The sequence below is a fragment of the Brevundimonas diminuta ATCC 11568 genome (genome assembly GCF_000204035.1).
GTDB classification, from domain to species: domain Bacteria; phylum Pseudomonadota; class Alphaproteobacteria; order Caulobacterales; family Caulobacteraceae; genus Brevundimonas; species Brevundimonas diminuta.
This window is the reverse complement of record NZ_GL883086.1, coordinates 1,777,955-1,793,708: the sequence shown is the minus strand read 5'-3', so window position 1 is coordinate 1,793,708 and position 15,754 is coordinate 1,777,955. Positions and strand designations below refer to the sequence as shown.

Genomic DNA, 15,754 nt, shown 5'->3' with positions numbered 1-15,754 from the left:
CTGTTCACGATTCACACGACCATAAGCCGGGCTTCTTCACCCGCTGGTTCCTGTCGACCAACCACAAGGACATCGGGATTCTGTACCTGGTGTTCGCCATCTTCACCGGCCTTGTCGGCGGCGCCCTGTCGGGCCTGATCCGCTGGGAACTGGCCGAGCCGGGCATCCAGCTGTTCAAGGAAGGCACGATCATCCAGCAACTGGGGATCGTCGAGGCGTCCAAGCACGGCTACAACGTCACGGTCACGGCTCACGCCCTGATCATGGTGTTCTTCGTCGTCATGCCCGCGACGATGGGCGGTTTCGGCAACTACTTCATCCCGATCATGATCGGGGCGCCGGACATGGCCTTCCCGCGCCTGAACAACATCTCGTTCTGGCTGATCTTCTTCGCCTTCGTGTTGCTGGTGCTGTCGATGTTCGTCGACGGCGGGCCGGGCCGCGGCTTCGGCGGGGGGTGGACCTCCTATCCGCCGCTGTCGACCATGGGCCATACGGGGCCGTCGTTCGACCTGGCGATCTTCTCGCTGCACGTCGCGGGCGCCTCGTCGATCCTGGGCGCGATCAACTTCATCACCACCATCTTCAACATGCGCGCGCCGGGCATGACCCTGCACCGCATGCCGCTGTTCGCCTGGGGCGTGCTGATCACGGCCTTCCTGCTGCTGCTGTCGCTGCCGGTTCTGGCGGGCGCCATCACCATGCTGCTGACCGACCGTAACTTCGGCACCTCGTTCTTCGATCCGGCCGGCGGCGGCGACCCGGTGATGTACCAGCACCTGTTCTGGTTCTTCGGCCACCCCGAAGTGTACATCATGATCCTGCCGGGCTTCGGCATGATCTCGCACATCGTCTCGACCTTCTCGAAGAAGCCGATCTTCGGCTACCTCGCGATGGCCTACGCCATGGTCGCCATCGGCTTCATCGGCTTCATCGTGTGGGCGCACCACATGTATACGGTCGGCATGAGCGTGAACCTGCGCGCCTACTTCGTGGCCGCGACCATGATCATCGCCGTGCCCACGGGCGTGAAGATCTTCAGCTGGATCGCCACTATGTGGGGCGGCTCCATCACCTTCAAGGCGCCCATGCTGTGGGCGATGGGCTTCATCTTCCTGTTCACCGTCGGCGGCGTGACCGGCGTGGTCCTGTCGAACGCCGGCATCGACTACAGCCTGCACGACACCTACTACGTCGTGGCGCACTTCCACTACGTGCTGTCGCTGGGCGCCATCTTCTCGATCTTCGCGGCCTTCTACTACTGGTACGAGAAGATGTTCGGGGTGAAGTACAACGAGTTCCTGGCTCAGGCTCACTTCTGGATCATGTTCGTGGGCGTGAACCTGGTGTTCTTCCCGCAGCACTTCCTGGGTCTGCAGGGCATGCCGCGTCGCTACGTCGACTATCCGGAAGCCTTCACCTACTGGAACCACGTCTCGTCGGTCGGCTATCTGATCACCATCATCGGCGTGGGCGTGTTCCTGGTGCTGCTGGTGGAATCCGCCATCCGTCGCCGCAAGGCCGAGGCCAACCCGTGGGGCGAAGGCGCCACCACGCTGGAGTGGACCCTGTCCTCGCCGCCGCCGCACCACCAGTTCAACGAACTGCCGGTGGTCAAGGCGGACAACCACTGATCCGTATCGGATAGACTCGGAGAGGCCGCCCTTCCGTAACCGGAAGGGCGGCCTTCGCGCTTTATGACCATGATCGAACGCCCCGCCCAAGAAACGCCCCTCGTCACCACGGCCCAGCCGGAAGACTTCTTCCAGTTGTTGAAACCGCGCGTCATGTCGCTTGTGGTGTTCACAGCGGTGACGGGCCTGGTCGTGGCGCCGGGGCAGCTGAGCTGGGTCAACGCTGTCATCGCCGTTCTGTGCATCGCCATCGGCGCCGGGGCGGCGGGCGCGCTGAACATGGCGGTCGAGGGCGAGACCGACGCCCTGATGCGTCGCACGCGCGGACGCCCGGTCGCGGCCGGACGCGTGCGCAAGAACGACGCCATCGCCTTCGGCATGGTGCTGTCGATCTTCTCGGTCATGCTGCTGGGCATGACGACCAATTGGCTGGCGGGCGGCCTGCTGGCCCTGACCATCGTCTACTACGCCTGGCTCTACACCCTGGTGCTGAAGCGCCGCACGCCCCAGAACATCGTCATCGGCGGCGCGGCCGGGGCCTTGCCGCCCGTGATCGGCTGGGCGGCGGTGACGGGCGACGCGCCGTGGCAGGCCTGGCTGCTGTTCCTGATCATCTTCATGTGGACGCCGCCGCACACCTGGGCCCTGACCCTCTATTCGGCCGGCGACTACGCCAAGGCGGGCATTCCGATGATGCCGGTGGCGCGCGGAGCCAAGTCCACCCGCCTGCAGATCATGCTCTACAGCCTGGCCTTCGTGCCCGTGGCGATCGCGCCCGCCTTCACCGGCCTGGGCGGCCCCATCTATCTGGTGGTCTCGGTCGCGGGCGGCTTGGGCTTCCTGGCCCTGGCCTTCCGCCTGTGGCGCTCGCGCGCCGGCGATCAACCCGACAAGGCCGAGGCCGTGGGGCGAGAGGCCGCATTGTATGACGTCCGGGCCGAGGCCAAACCGGCCCGCAACCTGTTCGCCTTTTCGATCTTGTACCTGATGGCGTTGTTCTCGGCCCTGTTGGTCGAGCATCTGTCGGGCGTCGGAGTCTGAATCCCATGTCCAACCTCCAGTACCTGAAGCTGAACGATGAACAGGTTCGTGCGCGCAAGCGTCGCAACGTGGCCATCGCCCTGGGCCTGCTGGCCTTCATCGCCCTGGTCTACACCGTGACGGTGTCGCGCATGCACGCCAACAACCAGGCGCGACATGAAGCCGAGGCGGCGGCCCTGGCCACGCTGGAGAGGGCCGATCCGGCCCTACCGGCGCCGGTCCAGCCGGACGCACCCGTTCCCGCGCCCGCAACCCAGGAGCCTTGAGGGCCGTGAAGAACAAGAATTCGGTCGCGTTGCTGTGCGCGGCCTTGGTCATTTTCATGACGGGCGCGGCCTTCGCCGCCGTGCCGCTGTACCGGCTGTTCTGCCAGGTCACGGGCTTTGACGGCACGACCATGAAGGCCGAGGCGGCGCCGACCGAGATCCTGGATCAGGAAGTCTTGATCCGTTTCGACACCAACGTCCGCGACCTGCCCATGACCTTCAAGGCCGAGCAGTTCAGCCAGAAGGTCCGCATCGGCGAGACGGGCATGGCCTATTTCGAAGTGACCAACACCTCGAACCAGACGATCCACGCCACGGCGGCCTATAACGTTGTGCCCGAGCGGGCCGGTCCGTACTTCCAGAAGCTGCAGTGCTTCTGCTTCGAGGGGCAGGAGATCGCGCCGGGCGCGACCGTCTCCTTCCCGATGCAGTATTTCGTCGCGCCCGAGATGGCGACCGACGCCGAGGTGAAGGGGGTGCGCGAAATCACCCTCAGCTACACCTTCTTTCCAACCAAAGGCTTTCAGCAGGCCGTTGCGAACGACTCTGCTGTTGGCAAAGCCGGAGAGCGGGGGCTATAGCCCTCTTCAAACGACTCTCGCCTTAATTCAGAGACCTTGGGAATGGCTGACGCTCACGCGAAACCGCAACACGACTACCATCTGGTCGATCCGAGCCCCTGGCCGCTGATCGCCTCCTTCTCCGCCTGCATCATGTTCGTGGGCGCCGTGATGTGGATGAAGGGCCTGTTCGGTCTGCCGGAAGGCACCAAGTGGCTGTTCTTCGCCGGCCTCGCGGGCGTGCTGTTCACGATGTACGGCTGGTGGGCCGACGTCATCAAGGAATCCAAGAAGGGCGACCACACCCCGGTCGTCGGCATCGGCCTGCGCTACGGCATGGTGCTGTTCATCGCGTCGGAGGTGATGTTCTTCGTCTCCTTCTTCTGGATGTTCTTCGACATGGCGATCTTCAACGAAGCGCGCACGATCATCCCGGAAGTCGGCAACTGGGCCGACACGGCGACCGCCTGGCAGACCTGGCCGCCCAAGGGCGTCGAGCTGCTGGATCCGTGGAGCCTGCCGCTCATGAACACGGTCATCCTGCTGCTGTCGGGCACGACCCTGACCTGGGCGCACCACGCCCTGATCGGCGGCGACCGCAAGGGCGCCAAGCTGGGTCTGCTGATCACCGTCCTGCTGGGCGTGCTGTTCACCGGCGTTCAGGCCTATGAATATTACCACATCCTGCACGGCCACCTGTTCTTCAGCGAAGAAGCGGCCCAGGCCAAGCTGTACGGCTCCATCTTCTTCATGACGACGGGCTTCCACGGCTTCCACGTCCTGGTCGGCACCATCTTCCTGGCCGTCTGCCTGCTGCGCCTCTACGCCGGTCAGATGACCCCGCAGAAGCACTTCGGTCTCGAAGCCGCCGCCTGGTACTGGCACTTCGTCGACGTGGTGTGGCTGTTCCTCTTCGTCTTCATGTACGTCGTCTTCGGTTGATCGAACGCGACGGACAAGTCGAGCTTTCGTCGGCGCGGGGCCCCAAGCCCCGCGCCGATTTGCTTGTCTGGCCCGCCGTTCGCGCGGGGCTGATGGGGCGCTGTCCGGCCTGCGGGCGCGGGCCTCTGTTCCAGGGCTTCCTGAAGCGCCGCGCTGTCTGCGAGGCCTGCGGCTATGACCTGGGCGCGGTCGAGACGGGCGACGGCGCGGCCACCTTCATCATGCAAATCGCGGGCTTTCTGGTCGGCTTCTCCGCCCTGGCCGTCGAGATCGCGTGGAGCCCGCCGATCTGGCTGCACCTGATCATCTGGCTGCCGTTGGTCGCGGTTCTGGCCGTGGCCTTGATGCGGCCGGGCAAAGGGCTGATGACGGCCCTGCAGATGCTGCGCCAGCGCGGCGCCGATTCCCACCGAGAGACCCGATGACCGTCGCCGCCCGGCCTCGCTTTCCCATCATCCTGACCGTGATAGCCGTCCTGCTGTTGGGCGCCCTGCTGACGCTGGGCGTGTGGCAGGTGCAGCGGCTGCAGTGGAAGCTGGACCTCATCGATAAGGCCGAAGCCGCTGCGGCCCAGGCGCCGCTTCCCCTGGCCGAAGCCCTGGCGCTGGAGGATCCCGAATTCCGCCAAGTGGTCGTGACCTGCCGCGGCCTGAACGCGGCGCCCTTCGTCGAGCTTCAGACCATCGAGGACGGCGACGCCGGGGTGCGGCTGATCTCGGCCTGTCCGGTCGAGGGGCGCGGGACGGTGCTGGTCGACCGCGGCTTCTTGCCCGCCGAGACCGTCGAGCGTCCGGCCGTGCAGGCTGAGGCCGCCATGCCGGTCGTCATCGCGGGCGTGGTGCGCCAGGCGCCCGCTCCCAACGCCATGACCCCGCCGCCGTCGGGCAAGCTCTTCTACGGCCGCGACCGGGCGGCGATGGCCCAGGCCCTGGGCGTGACGGGGGCGGTGTCGTCCTACACCGTCTATGCCACCACCTCGGCCAACCCTGAACTGACGGCGCTGCGGCCGGTGGCGCCGCCCGCCGCCTTCAGCAACAACCACCTGGGCTACGCCCTGACCTGGTTCGGCCTGGCGATCACCCTGGTCGTCTTCTATGCGGCCCTGCTGCTGCGCCGCTATCGCCCCACGCCTTCCAAGGATCGCTGACCTGACTGCTCGTCTTCACACCCTGTCCAACGGCGTGCGCGTCGTGTGCGACCCCATGCCCGGCCTGCGCACCATCGCCGTGACCGTGGCCGTCAACGGCGGCGCCCGCATGGAGGATGAAGCCCGATCCGGCTGGTCGCATCTGTTGGAGCATCTGGTCTTCAAGGGCGCGGGCGACATGGGCGCGCGTGAGATCGTCGAGCGTATCGAGGCCGAGGGCGGCTCGATCAACGCCGCCACCGGCTATGAGCGCACCAGCTTCGATGTGCGCGCCCTGAAGGGCAGCCTGCCGCTGGCCATGCAGGTGCTGTCCGACCTGGTGTTCCGCCCGATCCTGTCGTCCGAGGAGATCGAGCGCGAGAAGGACGTGGTGGCGCAGGAGATCGCCGAGGCCTTCGACACCCCCGACGATCATGTGTTCGAGATGGCCCAGACTCAGGCCTTCGCCGGCCAGGCCCTGGGGCGGCCGATCCTGGGCTCGATCGCCAGCCTGGCGCCTGCCGACCGGGCGGCCGTGGCCGACTGGCGCGCGCGCCTCTATTCGCCCGATCACATGGTGGTGTCGGTGTCCGGCGCGGTCGATGAGCCCGAACTGCTGACCCTGGCCGAGGTCTGGTTCGGCCAGGCGGTCGCCGCGCCGCACGAACCGACGGCGCCCGCCGTCTTCACCGGCGGCGAGGCGAAGCTGGCGCGCAAGATCGAACAGGCCAATCTGGTCTTCCAACTGCCCAGCCTGGGCGTGCGCGATCCGCGCCAGCCCGCCCTGCGCCTGTTCACCGAAATCCTGGGCGGGGGCATGGCCTCGCGCCTGTTTCAGAGCGCGCGCGAGGATCGGGGCCTGGCCTACGCCATCGACGCCTATCACGAGACCTATGACGAACTGGGCGTGCTGGGCGTCTACGCCGGGGCGGCGGCCGAACGGTCGCTGGAGCTGGCCGAGCTGTGCGCCGCCGAAATCCTCGACCTGGCCGACAAGGGGCCGACGGAGGCGGAACTGGCGCGCGCCAAGGCGGTGCTGAACGCCAGCCTGTGGATGGCCGACGAAAGCCCGGCCAGCCGCTCGGGCCGTCTGGCGGGGCAGACCCTGGCGTTCGGCGCGCCCGTCTCGTCGGAAGAGAGCGCCGCCCGCATCGAGGCGCAGACGGCGCAGGATCTGCGCGCGGTGGGCCAGGCCATGACGAGCCAGGGACTGGCGGCGACGGCGGTTCTGGGGCCCAAGGCCGCGGGCGGGGCGGGGCGTGTCTTCCGTCAGCGGATGGCGGCGGGCTGATCGCCGCCTGCTGACGCCGAGATCGCTTCGCGCTATCGTCTGCCCCATGGCCCTGTTCGATTGGATGGCCGAGGCGACCGGACCGGTCCTGAACGGGCAGGGGGTTCTGCTGCGCCCGCCGCGTCCTGCGGACTATGTGGCGTGGGCCTCCCTGCGTGAGGAATCGCGCGACTATCTGCAGCCGTGGGAGCCGGCCTGGGCCGAGGACGATCTAACCCGCGCCGCCTATCGCCGCCGCCTGGGCGTCTATGCGAGGGAGATGGAGCAGGGCACGGCCTGGCCCCTGTTCGTGTTCGATCAAGCTGACGAAGCGCTGCTGGGCGCCATCACCCTGTCCAACATCCGGCGCGGCGTGGCCGAGACGGGCACCCTGGGCTACTGGATCGGCCGCCCCTATGCCGGACAGGGCGTCGGCACGGCGGCGGCGCGAGCCATGTTGGGCCACGCCTTCAGCGCTCTGGGACTGCATCGGGTCGAGGCCGCCTGCGTGCCGACCAACCACGCCTCGCGCCGCGTTCTGGAAAAGTCGGGCTTTCGGCAGGAAGGCGTGGCCCGTGCTTATTTGAAAATTAACGGCCGGTGGGCAGACCATCTGCTGTTTGGCGTTCTGCGTGATGAGTTCGCCGTCGGCGTCGCCCCTTCAGTCAGAGTATCGGACCCGTCTTGAGCACACGATCCAGAGCCCTGACGTGGGATCCGACCACGGCGATCGAAGCCCTCGCCGCGGCCGACGCCGCCCTATGGATCTGGACGCCCGCCGAGGATCAGATCCGCTTTACGGGGGCCACCCGGCCGCTGGGTCTGGGGCCGCTGGCGCCGCAATGCTCGGGCGCGGCCTTCACCGCCCTGGCCATGCCTCAGGACCGCGCCCTGGCCGATCGTCTGCTCAAGCCTCAGGCCGAGGGGACGGAGATCGCCGTGCGCCTGCGGATGCGCGGTTGCGAGACCTGCCTGTGGCGCGGAGTCTGGCTTGAGGACGGCTTGCGCGCGGCGGGCATCGTCGCGCTTGAAACCAAGTTCGCGGGCGCTGATCGCGACGCGCTGACGGGCCTGCTGGATCGACGCACCTTCCTGGTCCGCGTGGCCGAGACCTTGGCGGCGGCCGGCGACTATGAGATGGTGGTGGCCGACCTGGACCGGCTGCGTCGCCTCAACGAGGCCCTGGGTCATGAGCGCGCCGATCTGGTGCTGTCGGCCCTGGGGTCGCGTCTGTCGGCGGCCTTTTCCGAGGATTGCGCCCCGGCCCGCATCGGCGAGGACGAATTCGCGGTCCTGGTGCGGCGCGGCGGCAGCGGGGCCAGCGGCAGCGAGCGCCTGCGCGAGGCGCTGGAGCAGCCTCTGCGGTTGGCGGGCTTCGACATCTATCCGACCCTGTCCATCGGCGCAGTGACGGCCGAGGGCGGACCGGACGCGCCGGACGCCGCCGAGCTTCTGCGCCGGGTCGAACTGGCGGTGGAACAGGCCAAGCAGGCCGGGCGCGGCGGCGCGGCGGCCTATGGCCGAGCGCTGGAGACCGACAGCCTGTCGCGCCTGGCGCTTGAGGCGGACCTGCGCAACGCCTTCGTGCGCGGCGAGATCGAGCCCTTCTTCCAGCCGATCGTCAATCTGAACAGCGGCGCCGTGGCGGGCTTCGAGGCCCTGGCGCGCTGGCGCCACCCCCGGCGCGGCCTGGTGCCGCCTGACGAGTTCCTGACCCTGGCCGATGAAATGGGCCTGATGAACGAACTGGGCCTGCTGATGATGACCGAGGCGGCGCGTCAGCTGGCCGAGTGGCTGCAACGTCACCCCGGCGCCGGGCGGCTGTTCTGCAGCGTCAACCTGTCGGTGGGCGAGATCGAGCGCGCCCATCTGGTCGAGGACGTGGCCCGCATCATCAAGGAGGCGGGCCTGCCGCGCGGCGCCCTGAAGCTGGAAGTCACCGAGGGCGACATCATGCGCGACACCGCGCGCGCCGCCGAGGTGCTGAAGGCCCTGCGCGAGGCGGGGGCCAGTCTGGCGCTGGACGATTTCGGCACGGGGTTCTCGTCCCTGTCCTACCTGGCCAAGCTGCCGTTCGACACGTTGAAGATCGATCGCTACTTCGTTCTGACGATGGACAAGGACGAAGGCTCGGCCAAGATCGTCAAATCCGTCGTCAACCTGGGTCGCGATCTGGCGCTGGAAGTGGTGGCCGAGGGGGTCGAGAACGCCTCCCTGGCGCAACTGCTGCTCGATGACGGCTGCCATTACGGCCAGGGCTTCGGCTATGCGCCCGCTCTGCCGGCCCAGGAAGCCGAGGTCTATCTGAACGAATCCCTCGCCGATGGCGCGGCGCCGATCAAGGCGCGGTCCGGCTGACTTCAGCAAGCTGCAGGCGAGAAGATGCGGCCGTGTCGCGTCTCTTCGTATAAAATAGATTTGCTTCGGGTGTTAAAGGTGACGCCGGATAGGCTTTATCTAAGTTATTTGTAACTTGAACCCGTTGCTGTCGAACTGATTGATCGCCTCTTGTTTTTACATTCAGGGGCGCACAGTCGATGCGTTTGCAAGGTGAGTCTCAAACGAACGAGCGCCTTGATGTCAGCTTTGAAAAGCTGAAAGGCGCCTCTTCGGCGCCGCTCGCCGTCGGCGTGCAGGATGGGGCCAGGCTCTGTTTCGCCGCCTTCCCCGATCATGAAATCGACCGACGGTTCGAGATCGGCTCCGTCACCAAGGTCTTCACCGGCTCCTTGCTGGGCGTCATGGTCGAAGCGGGAGACGTCGATCCCGAGGCGCCGGTGGATCATCTGTTCGGCAAGGCTCTGCCCTGGCCGTTCAGGCCGCCGACCCTGGTTGAACTGGCCAGCCATCGCAGCGGACTGCCGAACACGCCCAAGCCCCTGTTCTGGCGCGAAAGCCTGGCCGCCCTGTCCCTGTCGGTGAAGGATCCGTGGCGCGGCGTGGATGCAGCGAAGTATCGCGCCATGCTCATGGCGGCGGTGAAACAGGCGCGGGTCGGCGAAGCGCCTCGGTATTCGAGCATGGGCGTCAGCCTGCTGGGCGACGCCCTGGCGCACGCCGCGGGGATGGACTTCGCCGATCTGCTGGATCAGCGCCTGCTCAGACCGCTGGGAATCCGACGCACGGACTTCCTGCGGCCGGAGGAAGAGCCCGATCTGGTGGCGATCAGCGTCAACGACTGGGATCGCCCCGTGCCCTATCTGCGCGACCAGATGGCGCCTGCGGGGATGCTGGCTTCCACGGTCGAGGATCAACTGCGTTTCCTGCGCGCCGCCTGGGGCGAGGGGCCGGACGAGATCGTCAAGGGCGTGCTCAGGGCTCAGACGCCTGTGGCCCAGATGGGCGCGGTCGCCATCGGCTATTGCTGGCTTCTGGCCCCGCACAAGGGCGGAGAGGCCGCCTTCCACAACGGCGGGACATGGGGATCGCAGGCCGAGGTCGTCGTGGTGAAGGATCGACGGATCGCCGTCGCGGCCCTGTCCGCCAAACGCCGTCACACCGATGAGTTCGTCAGCGAGATGCTCGGAGCCTGAGGGCGTTCGACCGCCTTCAGGCCCGGCCGCTCTGGCTGGACAGGCGGGCGGCGTCGACGCCGAGCGCGGCCAGGGCGCGGCTCCATTTGGTGTCGTAGTCGGCGTCGAAGATCAGGGCCGGGTCGGCGTCCGTCGTCAGCCAGACGTTCTCGTTCAGCTCTTCCTCCAACTGCCCCTCGCCCCACCCGGCGTAGCCCAGCAGCAGGATGGCGCGGCTGGGGCCGTCCTCGGCGTCGGCCATGGCGGCCAGGGCGTCGCGGGTGCCGGTCAGGGCCAGGCCGTCGCCGAAGGTCAGGCTGGCGTCCTCGCTGGTCCAGTCGGCGGTGTGCAGGACGAAGCCGCGCTCGCGCTCGACCGGGCCGCCGATCAGCACCGAACGGTCGCGCGCGGCGTCGTCGACGGGGGTGTCCAGCTTTTCCAGAACCTCGGCCAGGGAGACGCCCGGCGCGGGCTGGTCCAGGCGCAGGCCCAGGGCGTGTTCGTCGTCGTGGGCGCAGATCAGGATGACGGCGTGGCGGAAGCGATCGTCGTCGATGCCCGGCATCGCCACCAGAAGACGCCCGGTCAGGGAGGAGAAGGCGGTCATGCCCCTATCATCGGGGCGGACGATGATGGGCGCAAGCCATTCTCAAGGCCCACGCGCTTGGCGATCTCCTTACGGGTCTCTATCTGACTCCCATCGTCCTGGATCGTCCGGGTCGAACTCCCGGAGACCCCGACATGACCATCCAGATCGGCGACCGCATTCCCGACGCCACCCTGACGACCATGACGCCCGACGGCCCCAAGCCGGTCACGACGGCCGAGCTGTTCGGCGGCAAGACGGTCGCCCTGTTCGCCGTGCCGGGCGCCTTCACCCCGACCTGTTCGGCGCGCCATCTGCCGGGCTATGTCGACCATCGCGCCGATCTGGCGGGCAAGGGCGTGGACACGGTCGCCTGCGTCTCGGTCAACGACGCCTTCGTCATGGGCGCCTGGGCCAAGGCCAATGATCTGAACGGCGCCGACGACGTGGTCATGCTGGCCGACGGCAACGGCGACTTCACCCGCGCGGTGGGCCTGGTGCTGGACGCCAAGGGCTTCGGCATGGGCGAGCGTTCGCAGCGCTACTCCATGCTGGTCAAGGACGGCGTGGTCGACCAGCTCAACATCGAGCAGGGCGGCGAGTTCAAGGTCTCCTCGGCCGAGCACCTGCTGGCCCAGCTGTGACGACCCGCGTCGCTTATTGAACCATGGGCGACGTCTTCACCCCGGAAAAACGCAGCGCCGTCATGCGCCGGGTGAAGGGGCGCGACACCGCGCCCGAGATGAAGGTCCGGCGCCTGCTGCGGGGCGCCGGGATCGGCTATCGGCTGGGCGGCTGCGGCCTGCCTGGCCGACCCGATGTGGTGATGAAGGGGCGGCGCGTCGTCCTGTTCGTCCACGGCTGTTTCTGGCACGGCCATGACTGCCCGCGCGGGGCGCGCCAGCCCCGTTCCAACGCCGACTACTGGATCGCCAAGATTGACCGCAACCGGGCGCGCGACGACCGCGTCACGGCGGAGCTGCAGGCGCAGGGCTGGCGCGTGCTGACCCTGTGGGAATGCGAGCAGAAGGCGCCGGATTGGGGCGAACGGCTGCTGGACGCGTTGCTGGACCAGACGACGACTTAGGCGACGGCCTGGGCGTCGATGTCCGCCTCGTCGGCCGCGCCCAGCACCTCGCTCAGGGCGGCCAACAGCACCGCCGGGGTCAACGGCTTGGCGACGAAGTGGTTCATGCCCGCGTCCAGGCAGGCGGCGATGTCCTCGGGCGCGGTGTCGGCGGTCACGGCGATGACGGGCGTCGCGACGTTCGGCCCATGGCCCGAGCGCAGGCGGCGGGTGGTTTCGCGGCCGTCCAGCTCCGGCATCCGCACATCCATGAAGATGACGTCGAAGACGCCGGATTCGCAGGCCTTCAGCGCGGCCAGGCCGTCCTCGGCCATGGTCAGCTCGCAGTCGAAGGCTTGCAGGATCACCTGAATGGCGCGGCGGTTGATGGCGTGATCGTCGACCACCAGCACTCTTAAGGGGCGTTCTGCGTCGCGCGGTGCATCCGTCTCAGTCATGACGGAGGGCGGCGTCGGGGCTGGAGCCAAGGTCAGGGCTGACGGCGGCATGGGCGCCCGTTCAGGCAGGCTGCGGACAGGGGGAGCGGCGACGAGGTCGGAGGCGAGCGCGGCGGCCTCTTCCACGCCTTCGGGCAGGGTCAGGGCGACAGTGAAGGTCGAGCCTTGGCCCGCCTGGCTGCGGACCGTCAGGCGGCCGCCCATCAGCTCGACCAGATCACGACTGATCGCCAGGCCCAGCCCCGAGCCCCCGTAGCGTGCGGCGACGCCGTCGGTGGTCTGATCGAACGGGGTGAAGAGGCGGTCCATCTGACCGGCCGTCATGCCCGCTCCGGTATCGGCCACGTCGATCAGCAGGACATGCAGCCCGGCCTCATCGCGCCAGGAGCGCAGCCGGATGGTGATGACGCCCGCATCGGTGAATTTGACGGCGTTGGAGATCAGGTTGTTCAGCACCTGGCGCAGGCGCATGGCGTCGCCCTGAACCACGCCCGGCATATAACGCGAGCCGTCCAGGCGCAGGCGCAGGCCCTTGGCCCTGACCGGGCCCTGCCACAGGCGGAAGGTGTGGTTGAGCAGGTCGCGCAGGTTGAAATCCCGCGTTTCGACCTTGAGGCGCCCGGCGTCGAGGCGGGCGTGGTCCAGCAGGTCGTCCAGCAGCCCCTTCATCATCAGCCCGGCGTCCTCGATCATGGCCGTCTGCTGACGGGTTGCGGACGAGGGGGCGGCGACGCGCGTCAGTTCATGGGCGCCGGTCAGGATGGCGCCGATCGGGGTGCGCAGGTCGTGGGCGACGGCGGCCAGAAGAGCGCTGCGGCCGGCCATGACGCTCTCGGCCTGACGGCGCTTGCCGTCGGCTTCCTTCAGGGCGCGGGCTTCGGCTTCGCCGGCGGCGTGAAGGCGGCTGCGGGTCGTCAGGCAGAAGAAGATGAAGGCCACGACGCCGATGGCGACCGGCAGGATGAAGCGGCCCTCGACCCCCAGGCGGGCCATGAACAGCGGCGCCAAGGCCAGCACCGCCACCTGGGGCGCGACCGTCCAGAGGAAGACCCGCATATTGCCGGCCGAGGCGATGACCGAATTGATCGCGCCCGCCGCCAGAAGGGTGGTGGCGACTACGCCGCCGGGCAGACCGCCCATGATCCACAGCGGCACGGCGATGCTGGCGTAGACCCCGGCGTTGGCCGTGAGCGCCAGATCGCCCAGGGCGCCGCGCCAGCCCTTGGGCGCGGAGACCTGGCCGCGCGTCACAGGGGAGAAGGCGGCGGCCTCGGCCGCTTGCATCAGCAGATAGACCGCCAGCCAGCCCAGGCAGATGGACAGGCCCAGGATGGGGCTGAACAACAGGGCGCAGGCCAACCCCACGACAAGCCGTTGGGGCAGCATCTTGTGCCGCTGTCGGATGGCGTAAGCCCACCCGTTCCGGGATGCGTCGGTCTGCGTCATGCGGCGTTCCGAACGGGCGATGGCGCCCCTCGGTTGCATCATGGCGACGGAGACCTAATGCTCCGTCAACGGCCGGAGGCGGTCGCCTCGGCCATGCTGGCGAAGCCGTCGGCGCGCAGACGGGCCGCCAGATCGCGCTTGATCCGGCCGACCATGCCCGGTCCCTCATAGATCAGGGCCGAATAGACCTGGACCGCCGAGGCGCCCGCGCGAATGCGGGCATAGGCGTCCGCGCCGTCGGCGATGCCGCCTACGGCGATCAGCGGCAGGCGCCCGCCCGCCGCCTCGGCCGCGGCCTCCACCGCCTTCTGGGCGAAAGGTTTCAGCGGGGCGCCCGACAGGCCGCCCGCCTCGCCCTTATAGGCGGACCGCAGGGAGGCGGGCCGCTCCAGCGTCGTGTTGGACACGATCAGGGCGTCGATGCGGTGGGCGATGGAGGCCTCGACGATCATGCCGATCTCTTCGCCGATCAGGTCGGGCGCGATCTTCAGGAAGACCGGCGCCCCGTCGGCGGGGCGGGCCTCATGAATGCGGCCCAGCAGGTCGTCCAGCGCCTCGCGGCCCTGCAGCGCGCGCAGGCCCGGCGTGTTGGGCGAGGAGATGTTGACGGTGAAATAGTCGGCCAGTCCCGCCAGCCTCCTCAACCCCGCGACATAGTCGGCGGCCTTGTCTTCGGTGTCCTTGTTGGCGCCCAGGTTGGCGCCGATGGCCGTGCGGGTCGGACGCCGCGCCAGACGGGCGGCGAAGGGCTCCAGCCCCTCGTTGTTGAAGCCCATGCGGTTGATGATCGCCCGGTCCTCGGCCAGTCGGAACAGGCGCGGCTTGGGATTGCCTGCTTGCGCGCGCGGCGTGACCGAACCGCATTCCACGGCGCCGAAGCCCAGGCGCGACAGGCCTTCCAGCGCCTCGCCGTTCTTGTCGAGGCCGGCGGCCAGACCGACGGGGTTGGACATCTCCAGCCCGGCGATCGTGGTCTTCAGGATCGGATCGTCGGCGCCGGGCGCGGGCAGGGGCGTCATCTGCAGGGCGCGGATGGCCAGGCGGTGCGCGGTTTCCGGGTCGAGTTGGCGCAGCGCCCAGGCGCCGAGGTCGGTCAGGCTCATGTTCAGGCGGTCCCTTCGACGATCATGCGGCCGTCGGCCGTCACCGACAGGGCGCGGGCGGCGCGCGTCGCCGCGACGGGCAGGGGGCCGTAGATGTGGGGGAACAGGGCGCCGCCGCGCGACGGCTCCCAGATCAAGGCGTCGCCCAGGGCGGTCAGGTCGACCTCGACCAGCATCAGCTCGGTCTGGCCCGCGTAGTGTTTCGCCGCCGTGGCTTCCAACTGGTCGGCGGCGGACAGGTGGATGTAGCCGTCGGCCACGTCCACGGGCGAGCCGTCATAACGGCCCTCGGCCAGGGCGGCGCGCCAGTCGGCGCGGCTCAGGATCTTGAAGGCGACATCGGGCAGATCGGTCACGCCAGGGTCTCCGGCGTCAGCCAGCCTTCATAGGACGGGCGACCGGCGACATCGACGCTGAAGATCGCCGCCGCGCCGGTGGGGAAACCGCCGCTCATCTTGTCCAGCACCGAGGGCGAGGCGGCGCTCTCGATCAGATATTCGACCGCCAGCTGGTGCACGCCGGGGTTATGGGCGATCAGCAGCAGGCAACCGGCCTGGTCCTCGGCCGCCTCGACCGCGCGGCGCAGCACGTCGGCGGGGGCGTTGTAGAGGGCGTCGGAGACGTGCAGCTCGACATCGCCGAAATGCTCGCTGACGCCATCCCAGGTATCGCGCGTGCGCTGGGCGCCCGAGACCAGGGCCATGTCGGGCTTCAGACCCCGCGCCGCCAGGGCGCGGCCCATGG

At 68.3% G+C, this 15,754-nt stretch carries 18 protein-coding genes; 13 read left to right on the top strand and 5 right to left on the bottom strand.

Annotation, left to right across the window (positions count from 1 at the left end; all coding sequences use genetic code 11):
• From ctaD to BDIM_RS12515, 11 genes are all read left to right on the top strand, one after another.
• Window positions 1-1,634 (top strand): cytochrome c oxidase subunit I (ctaD, locus tag BDIM_RS12565; RefSeq protein ID WP_155818726.1); only part of this gene is annotated, 1,634 nt, incomplete at its 5' end.
• Between the two features lie 63 nt (window positions 1,635-1,697).
• Window positions 1,698-2,675 (top strand): heme o synthase, encoded by a 978-nt coding sequence (gene cyoE, locus BDIM_RS12560; RefSeq protein WP_003165977.1) that lies wholly within the window; start codon window positions 1,698-1,700, stop codon window positions 2,673-2,675.
• A gap of 5 nt (window positions 2,676-2,680) precedes the next feature.
• Window positions 2,681-2,941: a hypothetical protein gene (locus BDIM_RS12555; RefSeq protein ID WP_003165976.1), complete on the top strand. Its 261-nt coding sequence runs from the start codon at window positions 2,681-2,683 to the stop codon at window positions 2,939-2,941.
• A 5-nt stretch (window positions 2,942-2,946) separates the two neighbouring features.
• On the top strand, window positions 2,947-3,522 hold the full coding sequence (locus BDIM_RS12550; protein WP_003165975.1) for a cytochrome c oxidase assembly protein: 576 nt from the start codon (window positions 2,947-2,949) through the stop codon (window positions 3,520-3,522).
• Window positions 3,523-3,564: 42 nt separating this feature from the next.
• Window positions 3,565-4,443 carry a cytochrome c oxidase subunit 3 gene (locus BDIM_RS12545; RefSeq protein WP_003165974.1) on the top strand — a complete coding sequence of 293 codons (879 nt, stop codon included), beginning with the start codon at window positions 3,565-3,567 and terminating at the stop codon, window positions 4,441-4,443.
• 92 nt (window positions 4,444-4,535) lie between these two features.
• Window positions 4,536-4,868 carry a DUF983 domain-containing protein gene (locus tag BDIM_RS12540; protein WP_003165973.1) on the top strand — a complete coding sequence of 111 codons (333 nt, stop codon included), beginning with the start codon at window positions 4,536-4,538 and terminating at the stop codon, window positions 4,866-4,868.
• Window positions 4,865-5,590: an SURF1 family protein gene (locus BDIM_RS12535; RefSeq protein WP_003165971.1), complete on the top strand. Its 726-nt coding sequence runs from the start codon at window positions 4,865-4,867 to the stop codon at window positions 5,588-5,590. Before BDIM_RS12540 ends, BDIM_RS12535 begins: the two co-directional genes overlap by 4 nt.
• Window positions 5,591-5,645: 55 nt before the next feature.
• A complete protein-coding gene (locus BDIM_RS12530; protein WP_003165970.1) occupies window positions 5,646-6,860 on the top strand; it encodes a M16 family metallopeptidase in 1,215 nt (404 codons plus the stop codon).
• A gap of 46 nt (window positions 6,861-6,906) precedes the next feature.
• Window positions 6,907-7,527, top strand: coding sequence for a GNAT family N-acetyltransferase (locus BDIM_RS12525; RefSeq protein WP_046652135.1), 621 nt, complete (start codon window positions 6,907-6,909; stop codon window positions 7,525-7,527).
• A complete protein-coding gene (locus tag BDIM_RS12520) occupies window positions 7,524-9,197 on the top strand; it encodes a putative bifunctional diguanylate cyclase/phosphodiesterase (protein WP_003165967.1) in 1,674 nt (557 codons plus the stop codon). The genes BDIM_RS12525 and BDIM_RS12520 overlap by 4 nt, the downstream gene beginning before the upstream one ends.
• Before the next feature lie 179 nt (window positions 9,198-9,376).
• On the top strand, window positions 9,377-10,372 hold the full coding sequence (locus tag BDIM_RS12515) for a serine hydrolase domain-containing protein (protein WP_003165966.1): 996 nt from the start codon (window positions 9,377-9,379) through the stop codon (window positions 10,370-10,372).
• 16 nt (window positions 10,373-10,388) lie between these two features.
• On the opposite strand, the gene BDIM_RS12510 is transcribed toward BDIM_RS12515, so the two are convergent.
• Entirely contained in the window at window positions 10,389-10,958 is a 570-nt protein-coding gene (locus BDIM_RS12510; protein ID WP_003165965.1) for a YqgE/AlgH family protein, read from the bottom strand.
• A 134-nt stretch (window positions 10,959-11,092) separates the two neighbouring features.
• On the opposite strand from BDIM_RS12510, the gene BDIM_RS12505 reads away from it, so the two are divergent.
• Window positions 11,093-11,581 (top strand): peroxiredoxin, encoded by a 489-nt coding sequence (locus tag BDIM_RS12505; RefSeq protein ID WP_003165964.1) that lies wholly within the window; start codon window positions 11,093-11,095, stop codon window positions 11,579-11,581.
• Between the two features lie 23 nt (window positions 11,582-11,604).
• Entirely contained in the window at window positions 11,605-12,024 is a 420-nt protein-coding gene (locus BDIM_RS12500) for a very short patch repair endonuclease (protein ID WP_003165963.1), read from the top strand.
• On the opposite strand, the gene BDIM_RS12495 is transcribed toward BDIM_RS12500, so the two are convergent.
• The 4 genes from BDIM_RS12495 to BDIM_RS12480 all read right to left on the bottom strand — a co-directional run.
• Complete coding sequence (locus BDIM_RS12495) at window positions 12,021-13,907, bottom strand: ATP-binding protein (RefSeq protein WP_040346981.1); 1,887 nt, start codon at window positions 13,905-13,907, stop codon at window positions 12,021-12,023. The two genes, BDIM_RS12500 and BDIM_RS12495, sit on opposite strands and share 4 nt — an antisense overlap.
• Window positions 13,908-13,972: 65 nt before the next feature.
• The gene (locus BDIM_RS12490) at window positions 13,973-15,010 is read right to left on the bottom strand and encodes a quinone-dependent dihydroorotate dehydrogenase (protein WP_003165960.1); all 1,038 of its coding nucleotides are present in this window, start codon (window positions 15,008-15,010) and stop codon (window positions 13,973-13,975) included.
• A gap of 2 nt (window positions 15,011-15,012) precedes the next feature.
• On the bottom strand, window positions 15,013-15,366 hold the full coding sequence (locus BDIM_RS12485) for a DUF952 domain-containing protein (RefSeq protein WP_003165959.1): 354 nt from the start codon (window positions 15,364-15,366) through the stop codon (window positions 15,013-15,015).
• On the bottom strand, window positions 15,363-15,754 hold a 392-nt coding region (locus BDIM_RS12480; RefSeq protein ID WP_040346108.1), incomplete at its 5' end, for a SixA phosphatase family protein. The genes BDIM_RS12485 and BDIM_RS12480, both read right to left, overlap by 4 nt.